Below are 12,261 nucleotides of genomic sequence, written 5' to 3'. Positions count from 1 at the left end.
GGAGAGGACGATTCGGATGATCATCGGAGCTATCGAAGCAGGCGGAACGAAGTTTGTTTGCGGAATCGGCAATGAGCACGGAGAAATTTTGGACCGGATCAGCTTTCCCACGGAAGAACCGGAAAAAACGACCCAACAAGCCGCCGATTACTTCAAAGATAAAGGCATCGAGGCACTGGGCATCGGCTCGTTCGGTCCGCTCGACCTGGACACCGACAGCCCAACCTACGGCCATGTGACGACGACTCCCAAGCCGGGCTGGGCGAACTACGATCTGCTCGGGCATTTGAAAAAAGAATTGAACGTTCCGGCCGGATTCGATACGGACGTCAATGCCGCCGCCTTCGGCGAAGCCCGCTGGGGCGCGGCTCAAGGTCTGGATAGCTGCCTGTACTACACCGTCGGCACCGGAATCGGCGTCGGCGTGTATGCCGGAGGCCGATTGATCCACGGACTCGTCCACCCGGAAGGCGGACACGTCCTCGTTCGGCGTCATCCTGACGACAGCTTCGAAGGCGCATGTCCGTACCACGGCGACTGCCTGGAAGGCATGGCCGCAGGCCCCGCAATCGCCAAACGCTGGGGACAAAGCGCCGACCGCTTGCCCGAAGACCATCCGGCTTGGGACATCGAAGCGCATTATTTGGCCGAAGCGATCACCGGAGCCATCCTGCTGCTATCGCCGAAAAAAATCATCCTCGGCGGCGGCGTCATGCACCAAACCCAACTCTTCCCCCTGATCCGGCAAAAAGTAGCGAAAAATCTCAACGGCTACGTGGCTTCTTCGGTACTGGATGATCTGGACAGCTATGTCGTACCTCCGGGTTTGGGCGATAACGCCGGACTGGTCGGCTCCATAGCGCTCGGCGTGGAAGCGGCTGGACGGCTTTGAGCTTGGGTGACGCTGCGGGAGAAATTCGGTCAAAACGCTGTCTCGCGCAAAAAGCGCGCTCAAAGGCGTTTTGACCTGAATTTCTCCCTCCGCTGCTCCCCGCCGTGCAGGCACTTCTTTAATTTTAATATAGTAAAGAACGAAAAAAGGCACAGCGGATTTTCTAACTGTGCCTTTGCTTTATCTTGATTTATTCTTGATTTATTTTTCTTTTCTTTTTACAACCTACCTCCACGTGCTGAAGGAAGCGGAGGGGTGAAGGAGTCGTAGAAGCGTAGCGTTCGCCTTTGAAAATGGGTTTCCTGCCTCCAGCTTGTTTTATACAATCCGAGGAAACCCATTTTCAACACGCGATCGAAGACCCTTCACCCCGCAGCGCCCTCTCAACCGCGTCTCCCCCTCCGCCAATAGCGGCGGCTCCGATCAGGAAAAAAACGAAGTCCGCTGCCGTCATAAGCTTGACCAAACGTTCCGTGCCCGGATTACTTGGTTGCTTGTCCATAAGCTTCCTCCTTACTTATCCTGTGTTTTTTCTTCTAATTTCGCTTCCACTTCGCCCAGATCGAGCGTCGCGCTTTCGCCGAACCAGGACACCAGCTTGGCGCGGGCTTTGCCGCGCGTATCGTCGTTGATCAGCTTCGCAACGACGGCGACGGCTGCGATCAAGGTGCCGAAGTCGTCCGTATATCCGACTACCGGAATGAAGTCGGGTATCAGGTCGATCGGAGCGATAAAGTAGGCTAACGCGCCGATGATCACCGATTTGGCCCACGGCGGGACGTCCGCGTCTTTGAGCGTGTAGAACAGAAGCAACGCGGCGTAGACGACTTTGACGCCTGCTTTTTTGCCGAACTTTTTAACTTTTTCCCAGAACGAATTTTCCGAATATTGATCACCATAACCTTTGATGCGTTCGTTCAATTCCGCTTCGTTGATCGGATCGCCTGCTGACTCCACGACTTCGGCTTCTGCCGGATCTTTGGCATTCACGCCGATTCCGAGCTTATCGCGGCCGTAATCGGACACGCGGTCTTTCCAAGTTTTTTTATCCGCCATATCGGCATGACCTCCCTATACGATGTTTCGGGCGACCGGCTATCCCCGAGCGCCCGGGTATGATGTTCAAACGCTTAAGCCCGCATCTTCGAACGTCGCGAACCGCTGCTTGAGCTGCGATTACTCGAACGTCCCTCATGCGTTTTGGCGAACAATCGGATGCACCAGTTGGCGCACAACAGCGAGAAAGCGACGAACAGAATCGACCAGCCGATAGCGGGTACGAACGTGTCTTGCGCCAACAACGCCGCATCGCCCGCCGAACGCGGAGAAGTAATCGAGACCCAGGCCAGATAGAGGGAACTTGTAATCGACTCCTCCAGCGTCAGGAAGCAGAGCAGCATGTAATAGAAATTCCGCAGCGGCTCCCAAACGAAATACATGAGTGCGTTCAGCGCGATAAAGCCGATCAGCCAGACTACGCCGAAGCCGTCATGCACGTACAGAATCAGCATAATCAAAGCAACAGCCGTCATCAGGATCAAGCCCTGTTTCTGCTGCTTTTTGTAATAGCCATAAAACAGCAAGACTGCAAATAACGAAGCGGACACGTATCCGGCCAGCGACACCAGAACCGAACTCCAGGTCGAATACGTCATCACATAGGTGGCTCCGCTGTGGTTCGCGTTCAGGTCGATCGACGAGACGCGGCCCGACGTTGCCAGTGCGACAACCGCGTGACCGAACTCGTGGATCATCGTATTCAGATTGCGGAATAACGACGAAAAAGGAATCAGCCGGGTCAGTACCGCCGCGACCAGCAGATACAGCACCAGTTTTGCCCATTTTGGCATGAAACAACCTCCTCAAACAGATCACGAACTCCCGTTTTGCTTGAGCGGTTCGCGCAGACTTTCCAAACTTCTACATGCTCTTATGCGTTCAACGCGTTCTCTTCATGTTACGCCACAGCGCAAGGCAAGGTTCCGGCTTCTGTGATTTTTGTTTAAAAAGAAACCGCTACGCTCACCCGTTCTGTACGCCTCAGCTTTCCGACACCTTTTCGATTACGATCAGACAGGTGCTGTCCGGCAGCGGAAGCTCCTGGCCTGCGTCGTCCGTCACCTTCACTTTGTTTTGCAGCGCCAGCGTATAGCCTTCCTGTAAAAAGTGACGGCTGACCACGATCTTCGCCTGCTCTCCGAACAACTCCGCGATGCACGTTTCATACTGCGACGGCGTCATGTACCCGAACTGCTCCTGCACCTCGTGGACGTACGCTTCCTCGCCCCAAGTGTACGTGTACAAGAATTCCATCGCGTCGTTGACCGGCATACGGACTTCGCTTGGCCCGGTCTGCTCGAACGCGATCTCGCGTCCCACAAAATCTTCGGCGTAACGCTCAAGCTTCTCCAAAGCTACCGGGTCGGAGAACGTCAATCTTCGCGTCTGCTCCGCAGGTTCCGTCATGATCCCGTCCCGAATCAGGATACGCCCGCCGACAGGAATCAGTTGAAAAGCGCTTTGCAGCGCGGCTCGAACCGTTTCCAGATTGAACTTTTTCCCGTTGAACGGAATATAAGAAAACAGCTCATGCAAAATGGAGGAAAAGACTACCGTGTCGATACTGCCCGGCTTGATCGTGTCGGTCAGGTTCAGCGCGTCGCCTTTGAGCACGCTCCAGTTCCGGTGTTCCAACCGTCTGCGCCGCTCCAAAGCTTCCACCACGTTTTCGCTGATATCGACGCCGATCGCTTCTTTGTCCGGCAATTCTTGTTCGATCAGATCGAGCAGCACGCCGCCGCCCGGACCGATATCGAGCACGCGCGAACCGGAGATGTACGAAAGCAGCACCTTTTTGTCGTCCGCAGAGCTGTTCATCGTCTCCAAGTATTCGTCTTCATTGTGGAAACGGTCGTACGCGTCGCGGCGCAAGCCGAACAGGTCCATCAGCATCAACACGGCCCGTTCGTACAGCGGCGATTTCTCGGCTTCCACGCAGAATTCGATCAGCTTTTCGGCAGCCGGAGAAAATACGAATCCGAAAAAGCACGTATCGGTATTGCCTTTTTCCCGGCTCACCCGGTGATGCAGATGCGGGCTGTCCGCATGCTGCCCACCTTCCAGCACCGCCGACCAATCCAGCTCGCGCAAATATTTTTCGATGATGCGCTTTTTGTACAGATTGATCTTTTTGACGCCTTTGTAATCGTAATACAAACCGTGCATCAAGCGTTCGAAGCTGATATGGCGGGCTTGAGCGCCTTCGTCCGCGCCGCGTAGAGCGAGCAGCATCATTTTCGCAAACTCTTCCAGCGAAAACTCGCTCAGCGCCGCCTCGACGTACCAAAGCGTTTTATCGTTCAAACGGGCAAAAGCCTGCTCGATCCCATTTTCGAGACCGGACGCTTGAAGCGCTCGATCCACTTCCGCCAGCTCGCCGTCGAAGTCTTCGCCGCGCCGGATCGATTCCGTGCGCAAGCGCCGCAACCGTCGCTGCAATCCGTCGCCTTCCGGCACCGTACCGAGCGAGACGTGCAGCACGCACGTTTCGAGATCGGCGGCGACGTCTTCCCATAACTCTTCCGACACCGCCCCGATAATGCAGCGGTTGAGCGCCATCAGCAGCCGGGCCAGTTCGGTCTCGGTCAACAGTCCTTCGTCTACCGGGCCGTGCAACGGCATATTCGCGGCAAAAGGCACTTCGCCCCGCAAATATTGACCGAGCAGACCGTGCGTACGGATCAACAGCGCAGTCAAACGGCGACGATCCCCGTCGCTGTCCGTCGATTTTTGCAGATACAAATCCGCCGATCCTTCATTATGTACGAACACGTTGATTCCTTGCCGCTGCCAGCCGATCCGGTCCAGCCTTGTGCCGCCTTTTGCCGTCTCGCTCCAGGCCAGCACTTCTTCCAGCAGCTCTTTCATCCAAAACGACATGCGCTCCCCTTGCAAAAGATCCAGGCTGCGCTCCACGTAAGCCAACGCCGGATTCAACTGCTCCAGCTCGCCGATCGAGCCGATCCGTTCGTAGTTGACGATATATTCTTCGGCGGAAGCCAAAATATTCAACCACGCCGGAAGATCGATTCTGCGGGCTTCTTCCTCTTCCTTTTCCATATAATTGCGGATCTGTTCCAGCGCGCTTGGCATGATGTTCGCTCCTCTCTATTCTCTATTATGATACCCCAAATCGGGGCGGTAAAAAAATTCGGATTGCAGGTGAGAGAACTTCGAAGCGCGATGCGTCTTAACAGTAAATCATCACAGAGGGGGAGACGGAGTGGAACTGCCGGATGACCGGACCATCGTGGATGCCGTACTCGCGGGCGACAAACAGGCTTACGCGGGCATCGTGGATCGGTATAAAAATAAATTGTACGGATTGTTTCGCAAAATGGGACTGACGGAAGCGGATGCCCAGGATTTGACGCAGGAAACGCTGTTCAAAGCTTACCGCAAACTGGACTCGCAGCGGCCCGGACAAAGCTTTTCCGCTTGGCTGCATACGATCGCCCTGAATTTATTTCGCGATCGCGGGCGGCGCAAAGTCGCGATCCCGCATGAACCGATCCTGGAAACTGCCGCACCGAAAACGGATACGCCGGAAGAAACCCTGCTACGGACAGAACTGCGCGAAGAATTGAATAAATTGCTCGATACGCTGCCGGAGCATTATCGTTTGGCCATGGCGCTGCGTTATGTGAGTCAATTGAGTCACGAAGAGATCGCGGAGCTTATGGACATGAACGTCAGCCAGGTAAACAACGCCCTGTATCGGGCCAAACGCGGCTTGCGCAGCAAGATCAAAGCGAAGGAGGGCATGCGCCATGAATTTCCGATCGCACTCGACAACGGCAAAAGTTCCGCACGATAAAGGAAGTTCGGAAGGGAACGGAAGCGGACAGGCTGGCAGGGAGCATAACGCCCGCGAAGACGCCCAATGGACCTCGCTATTTTCGCAAGAAAAGCTGCCGGAGGGTTTTACGGAGCGGTTTATGGCGGAATTGGACGGGGTGGAGATGGATTCGGTGTCGGAACTTGAACCGTCAGATATGGGGGCCACGGGTAAAGATACGGAGAATCAGGCAGTCACGCTGACAACACCAATAGATTTGGGCTGTTCTTCTGAACGTAGCCTTTATAAAAAACGTAGACAGCGAAAACGATTATGGGCGGCATCGGCCGTTGTCCTTTTTCTTGCCGGGAGTGTTTTATTGTGTACACAGCCTACGATTGCCGAACATGTACGCTCGCTTTTCGCTAAAGGTTCGATCGCCGATAAGGGGATGACCGAAGCGAGGAACGCCGGATTTTTGACCAGCTCCGACGTTTTTGCCACGGACGAAGCCAGCGGGTATACGGTAAAAATTGAGGAGTTGATCGCGGATTCTACTCGGCTGGTTGTGGGGCTGTCGGTCTGGGATAAGCATGGGAATCCGGTTGCGGGTCAGTTGAGTGAAGGATCAGGTAAGCAATTTCGTATCTGGGATAGCCAAGGAGAGATTACGTACTCCAGCATGCTTGCCCCAACCTCGGACCTTGATCAGATCGAATTCAGATTCCAACGTGCTGCCGTCGGTAATCACTTATCTTTTCTGATTCAAGCCAAAGAGCTTCAAATCTCCCCCGGCGGCGTTTTGAATTCTTCTACCCGGAAATCGGTTGATGGACTTTGGACACTGCAAGTGGATGTCGATTTGTCCAAAGCCGCGAAAGCTTCAATAGCAACAAGAATCAACGAATCTTACGAAACTCCTTCGGGACTAAAGATCAATATGCTCGGAACGCTTCGGACACCCAGCGGCGGCGCGCTCGAATTCGAAACTTCATTGACGCCCGAAGCCCAAAAACGGGGAGCGGAAGGCATACAAAGCAAGCACGAAATCCTGTATCGAATCGAACAAACGGATGGCGAAGAATTGCCTTGGAACTACGGCTCTTATGATTTTGCTTCTCCTGTTTTTGATCGTTGGACCGGCATTAATCGCTGGTTTTACCGTTTCAGCAATCTGCCTTACGATAAAGAAAAGCTGCGCTTCGTTTTGGAAGGTTATACGATCCGGGAAAAAAGCGACGCTTTCGTTACCTTTGATCCGTTGACGCTTTCTGCTCAAAATCCTGCGGTATTCCAAGATTCCGGCGACGTCTTCAATCTGACCGGAATAACGATCCAACCCGATCTTCTCGCAGACGCAAGCGAAGCGACCGATATTCCGTCGATCGGCGTCATTACGTTCAACGGAACGTACAACAACCCATTTTTTCCGAGCGACGATTGGTTGGCGGTTGACGATGCGGGTAACGAGTATCCTGTCGAATTTCAAGGAGCTATACGAGAAGACGATCCGAAACTGGACGGCGACCAGACCTTTGTCATCAAGGGTTTGGACAAGCTTCCGAAAAAACTGACGCTCAAACGCACCGAAGTCCAGCATCTGTATCGCGACGGCGAATGGTCTTTCGATCTTCCGCAGACCGGAACGCCGGGCGTCATCCCGCAATAAAAAAACACAGGCGAACGGACCCGATCCGAACCGCCTGTGTTTTTGTGTTGCCTCTTAATGCCTCTCAACCTTTTAACTTTCCCATCGACAGATTCACCCGGTAATTCCCGTACTTCAACATATCCTGCAAAAATCCGTTCAGTTCTTCCATCGTTCGGGTCCGCGTCAGCAGCAAGTAACAGCCTTCGCCGTTCGTCCGGTCGATCCGCACGACGCGATCATCGCTTTGAGCGAACGCGAGAAATGCGGCATGGATCGTTCCGGCGTCCAAAAAAACGGTCACGTACGCTTCGATCGCCAGCCCGACTTTCGCCGGATTCCAGCGCAGCGTATACCCTTCGATCACGCCGTTCTCGCGCATGCGCCTGACTCTCGCGCCGACCGCTTGCCCGGTCATATGGACTTCTTCCCCGATTTCTTTGTGCGTGCGCGTCGAATCTTCGAGCAGCAAATCCAAGATGCGCAGATCCGTCTCGTCAAACGATGCGTCCGCGCCGGCTAGAGCCTGCTTTTCGCTCATCAATCTGTCGCTATGCCGCGCGCTCGCTTCTTTGCGTTCTTGCAGCCTGCGTTCACGCTCTGTCTGCGGACGTTCGCTGTTGACCATGTCGCTTCCTTCCTTTTCTGCATACTTATTTTCACGCCGAAAACCAAAAGCCCCGGATCGTTTCACCAGAGCATATCCGCGCAACCCAGGCATCTTTATAATGAAAAGTATATCACGGCCTGCCGCTCCCCGCCTATTGCGAGGTCGCGAGACAGGCTCTTATCAGGAGGTTCGAACATGAAAATCACATTGATCCGCAATGCTACGTTATGGCTGGAATACGGCGGCCTGCACTGGCTCGTCGATCCTTTTTTTGCCGATCAAGGCTCCAATCCGGCTATTCCGCAAGTTCCTGATTCCCGTTCCAATCCGCTTGTCCCGCTTCCGATTCCGGCTGTAAGCCTCTCCTCGCCGGATATCCTGCTGCTCACCCATCTACATCCGGACCATTGGGACGAACCGGCGGCCAAAACGTTGCTTGCGGGACGCGGCGGTTCGCAGCTTCCGATTCTGGCGCAACCGGGCGACCGCGAACGTATCGCGTCATTCGGCTTCTCCGATGTGACCGAAATCGAAAAAACGCTGATTTATAAAGGCGTTACCGTCACTCGGACATCCGGTCAACACGGCGTGGGCGAGATCGGGCAAAAGATGGGGCAAGTATCCGGCTTCGCGTTCCGCGCCGAGAACGAACCGACGCTATATATCGCGGGCGATACGATCTGGTGCGACGACGTCGTGCAAGCGCTGGACGCGCACCGACCGGACGTAACGGTGGTCAATGCGGGCGGCGCGCAGTTCGGCGAAGGCGATCCGATCATCATGACGCCGGAGGACGTTGTTTCGGTCTGCCGCCACAACGCGGATACCGCCGTCGTCGCCGTGCATTTGGAAGCGATCAACCATTGCCGGACGTCGCGGGACACGCTGGCCAACGAGATGAAACGGCAAGGACTTCAAGATCGGGTACGCATACCGGCTGACGGCGAAACCTTGGCTTTTTAAAAAGAAGAAACGTCAACCCGGCATGAAAAGACGCGCAAGGGGAAACTTCCCTGTACGCGTCTTTTTTGCTGCTTTTTCTGCTCGATTACTCTATTTTTGCTCAACGTACTCCTGCATTTCGCGCAAGTTCGAGATCGGCGAAAACCAGCCTTGCTCGCCTTCGTTGAACCGCACGCCGTACAGCCCGGACTTTTCGATCTCCTGCAACCAATTGATCATCGGATCGACCTGCATTTTGGCGATAAGCACCTGCCCGCCCGGCGTCATCAACTGATTGTTGCGCGCGAACACTTGGGCGTGCATCGGATCGGTAAACAGGAACGCCCATCCTTGCCCGTCAACGTTGCCGAAAAACGGCTCCGGTTGCTGCGGATTATCGCTCGGCTGCATCAGGATCAACCAGCTATCCAGCTTGAACGCCTCGGCCCAGATCAACGTCTGTCCTTCCGCAAACGGAAGCTCTCTCGCCTGCTCTACCGTTACGTCAAAATGCGCAGCCAGATCCGCAGCCTCGCGCACCTGCTGTTGTTGTTGCGGATTTTGTTCTTCGGTCATGATGAAAAACTCCTTTCGATGCGGCTCGGGTAATGAACACTTCTATTCATTGTACCCAATCGGGGCGCAGAATGCGAAGGCGGAATCAATCGAAGCCGACAAACGGCCCGCTTTTCAAATTCCACTTGTTGTTTTCGCCGTCGGTAGCAAGCTCGGACACTTCCCGAATGACTTTTCCCAGACCGTCGCGATCCATCGTCAGCAACCGGTGATTCAGATCTTTTGGGTCCACCCGATACATCCGAAGACCAGCGACGCGCAAATGCTCTTGCTTCAATCTTTTTTCCAATTCGCGCAGCTTGTCCGCCAGATCGTATTTCGGGACAAAAGACGCGTAAAACGACAAATTCACCTGGATCTGCTCGCGTTCGCGATTTTGCAGCAGTTTATTCCAATCCATGTCGATCACGTCTATATGCGAAAATAAATCCGGCGAAGCGTATGTAAGATCGTAGATCAGTTCCGCGTCGCTGCCCATCACGTCTTCCACGATCGGCCGAACCAACTTTTGCAGCTCGTAATCGTCTTGAATCCGGAAGTAATCGGCAACCTTGAACGCGGCGGCGTGGAAAAAGAAGTCGGGTTCGCCGTCCGTTTCCGTTTGCTCCGAAAGCACGGATTCGAACCTCGCGCCGACCTGCGTTTCGTTTAAAGCATGCACCGTGAATGTTCCGCCGTACTTCTGATTCGTTTCCCGTTCCGTCATGTCCGCGAGCGCCGTGTTGGAGATCCGGCCGCCATTGTCCCCGATGCCCAGCGCCCGCAACACAGCCGGTTTGGCAAGAATCGCCGCGGATACGCCTACGACGAGCAACAGGGCGAAGGTCCAGAGTTTGAGTTTCATGGGTGGGGGTTCCTTCTTTCTTGTATAATTCTCGGACTTATGATTTAAGGTCCGGTGTATCCTCCGCTTCCGATAAGCAGAATGATGAAAGGAAAAATAGGAATCAGCATAATAATCAAAGCGATCAAAGCTAATGTGACGCAGCCGACTTGAATCGCCCGATCTCTTCGATCTTGTTTCTCCGTATTTTCATTATTTTCTTCGGTTTCTTTGTTCATTATTGATTTTTCTTCCATTTCCCCCTCCTATTATGATAAAAATTAATGAAGTTTATCAAAAATCGTACATTGGTTTTTTTATATGAATTGAGAAAATCATACTGTATTTTTTTGAGATAGACTACTGGTTTTTTCTTCATTTTATTTTTCTTCTATCGTGATGCAAAAAAGCCGCGAACAGTTCCTTTACGGAGTGTTCGGCGGCTTTCTTACTCGCAACGTCAACTTTTTCCTTCTATTAATAACAGCAATACGCCTACTTATAAAATATGCTCGAACATCTTCACGACTTCTTCTTTCGTCGGTTGGAACGGATTGCCGGGAGCACAGGCATCTTTCATCGCGTTGTCCGCCAGCAGATCGAGATCGGGGTCGTCGACGCCGAGTTCGGACAGTTTGGACGGAATGCCGACTTCGCGGGACAGCTCGGAGATTTTGTCCACGACATAGCGTGCGCATTCCGTATCGCTTTTCTCCGAATCGTCCAGGCCGATTGCTCGGGCGATCGCACGGAATTTCTCTGGAACGTGTTTCGCATTTTCCGCTTCGACAAATGGCAGCAGCATGGCGTTGCACACGCCGTGAGGCAAGTCGTAGACGCCGCCGAGCTGATGCGCCATCGCATGCACGTAGCCCAAGCCGGCGTTGTTGAAGGCAAGGCCGCCGAGGAAGATCGCATACACCATCTGCTCACGGGCTTCGATATCGTTGCCGTCTTTCACGGCACGCGGGAGATAATCGAAGATCAAACGAACGGTAGCCAGCGCTGTCGCATCCGTAACCGGATACGCGCCGGGTGTGACCAGGGCTTCAACCGCATGCGTCAGCGCATCCATGCCTGTAGCGGCCGTCAGGTCGGCTGGCTTGCCGGTCATCAGTTCGGGGTCGTTAATCGAAACGGAAGCCAGCGAGTTTTTATCAACCATGACCATCTTCACCTTGCGATCTTCATCGGTGATGACATAGTTGATCGTGACTTCGCTCGACGTGCCTGCTGTAGTATTCACCGCTACGATCGGCATGGATTTGGTTTTGGATTTGTGCACGCCTTCATATTCGGTAATACGACCGCCGTTCGCTGCGATAATGCCGATCGCTTTGGCTGCATCCTGTGGCGATCCGCCGCCGACCGAGACGATGAGGTCACAGCCTTCCTTTTGCAGCAGTGCCACGCCGTCATGAACGTTTTTACAAGTCGGGTTCGGACGGACGTCGCTGTAAATCACGGATTCAAAGCCTTCTTTTTTCAAAACATCCAGCACCCGGTCCACGATACCGCTTTGAAGCAGGAACCCGTCGGTCACGACCAAAGCCTTACGGCCGCCAAGTTGTTGAATATACGGTCCGGCCTCATTCAGACAGCCTCGGCCCATCAGGTTAACAGGAGGAACATAATAGACATGCGTAGTCACATTCATCTTCCTTTCTCGTCCGCTCTTTTTGGTTAAATCAGCAGAAATTCATACTCTACATGCCCACACTATCACTCGTGATTATTTTCACTAAATAATAAAAGTCACATTTAATTGTGGTTTTTTATTTATTTATTTTTGAAAACCAGATTAAGTCATGTTTCGAAAAGAGAAGCAGAAAATAAAATCTTTTTTGCTTTTTGGTAAAACGCTACATTTGCATATAGGTTCGATTTTGGGTAACAATACAAAGTAGGAAGTTTTCGAAACGCCCGCTGTTTC

Annotated in this window: 13 protein-coding genes; 4 read left to right on the top strand and 9 right to left on the bottom strand. The window is 53.4% G+C overall.

Annotated features, from left to right (window positions below; translation table 11 throughout):
* Nucleotides 1-16 precede the first annotated feature (16 nt).
* Nucleotides 17-892, top strand: coding sequence for an ROK family protein (locus tag WKI47_RS21595; RefSeq protein WP_340229262.1), 876 nt, complete (start codon nucleotides 17-19; stop codon nucleotides 890-892).
* A gap of 343 nt (nucleotides 893-1,235) precedes the next feature.
* On the opposite strand, the gene WKI47_RS21590 is transcribed toward WKI47_RS21595, so the two are convergent.
* The 4 genes from WKI47_RS21590 to WKI47_RS21575 all read right to left on the bottom strand — a co-directional run bounded on the left by WKI47_RS21590 (nucleotide 1,236) and on the right by WKI47_RS21575 (nucleotide 5,044).
* A complete protein-coding gene (locus tag WKI47_RS21590; protein ID WP_340229261.1) occupies nucleotides 1,236-1,394 on the bottom strand; it encodes a hypothetical protein in 159 nt (52 codons plus the stop codon).
* Nucleotides 1,395-1,405: 11 nt separating this feature from the next.
* Entirely contained in the window at nucleotides 1,406-1,948 is a 543-nt protein-coding gene (locus tag WKI47_RS21585) for a YkvA family protein (protein WP_340229260.1), read from the bottom strand.
* Between the two features lie 74 nt (nucleotides 1,949-2,022).
* Nucleotides 2,023-2,742 (bottom strand): M50 family metallopeptidase, encoded by a 720-nt coding sequence (locus WKI47_RS21580; protein WP_340229259.1) that lies wholly within the window; start codon nucleotides 2,740-2,742, stop codon nucleotides 2,023-2,025.
* Between the two features lie 190 nt (nucleotides 2,743-2,932).
* Nucleotides 2,933-5,044, bottom strand: a complete 2,112-nt coding sequence (locus WKI47_RS21575; RefSeq protein ID WP_340229258.1) for a class I SAM-dependent methyltransferase — start codon at nucleotides 5,042-5,044, stop codon at nucleotides 2,933-2,935.
* 130 nt (nucleotides 5,045-5,174) lie between these two features.
* Here WKI47_RS21575 and WKI47_RS21570 point away from each other — a divergent pair, with 130 nt between their 5' ends.
* Both WKI47_RS21570 and WKI47_RS21565 read left to right on the top strand, forming a co-directional pair.
* The gene (locus WKI47_RS21570; RefSeq protein ID WP_340229257.1) at nucleotides 5,175-5,768 is read left to right on the top strand and encodes an RNA polymerase sigma factor; all 594 of its coding nucleotides are present in this window, start codon (nucleotides 5,175-5,177) and stop codon (nucleotides 5,766-5,768) included.
* Entirely contained in the window at nucleotides 5,722-7,398 is a 1,677-nt protein-coding gene (locus tag WKI47_RS21565; protein WP_340229256.1) for a DUF4179 domain-containing protein, read from the top strand. The genes WKI47_RS21570 and WKI47_RS21565 overlap by 47 nt, the downstream gene beginning before the upstream one ends.
* A gap of 64 nt (nucleotides 7,399-7,462) precedes the next feature.
* On the opposite strand, the gene WKI47_RS21560 is transcribed toward WKI47_RS21565, so the two are convergent.
* Nucleotides 7,463-8,005 (bottom strand): Lrp/AsnC family transcriptional regulator, encoded by a 543-nt coding sequence (locus WKI47_RS21560; RefSeq protein ID WP_340229255.1) that lies wholly within the window; start codon nucleotides 8,003-8,005, stop codon nucleotides 7,463-7,465.
* 177 nt (nucleotides 8,006-8,182) lie between these two features.
* Between WKI47_RS21560 and WKI47_RS21555 the strand changes: the two genes are divergently transcribed.
* Nucleotides 8,183-8,950, top strand: a complete 768-nt coding sequence (locus WKI47_RS21555; RefSeq protein WP_340229254.1) for an MBL fold metallo-hydrolase — start codon at nucleotides 8,183-8,185, stop codon at nucleotides 8,948-8,950.
* 90 nt (nucleotides 8,951-9,040) lie between these two features.
* Here WKI47_RS21555 and WKI47_RS21550 read toward each other — a convergent pair whose 3' ends face one another.
* The 4 genes from WKI47_RS21550 to WKI47_RS21535 form a co-directional block, all read right to left on the bottom strand.
* Nucleotides 9,041-9,505 carry a hypothetical protein gene (locus WKI47_RS21550; RefSeq protein ID WP_340229253.1) on the bottom strand — a complete coding sequence of 155 codons (465 nt, stop codon included), beginning with the start codon at nucleotides 9,503-9,505 and terminating at the stop codon, nucleotides 9,041-9,043.
* Between the two features lie 85 nt (nucleotides 9,506-9,590).
* Entirely contained in the window at nucleotides 9,591-10,349 is a 759-nt protein-coding gene (locus WKI47_RS21545) for a hypothetical protein (RefSeq protein WP_340229252.1), read from the bottom strand.
* Nucleotides 10,350-10,393: 44 nt separating this feature from the next.
* Nucleotides 10,394-10,585: a hypothetical protein gene (locus tag WKI47_RS21540; protein WP_340229251.1), complete on the bottom strand. Its 192-nt coding sequence runs from the start codon at nucleotides 10,583-10,585 to the stop codon at nucleotides 10,394-10,396.
* 242 nt (nucleotides 10,586-10,827) lie between these two features.
* A complete protein-coding gene (locus WKI47_RS21535; protein WP_425355496.1) occupies nucleotides 10,828-11,985 on the bottom strand; it encodes an iron-containing alcohol dehydrogenase in 1,158 nt (385 codons plus the stop codon).
* Nucleotides 11,986-12,261 lie beyond the last annotated feature (276 nt).

Source organism: Saccharibacillus sacchari (assembly GCF_037722395.1).
GTDB classification, from domain to species: domain Bacteria; phylum Bacillota; class Bacilli; order Paenibacillales; family Paenibacillaceae; genus Saccharibacillus; species Saccharibacillus sacchari_A.
This window is presented reverse-complemented; position numbering and strand designations above follow the sequence as displayed.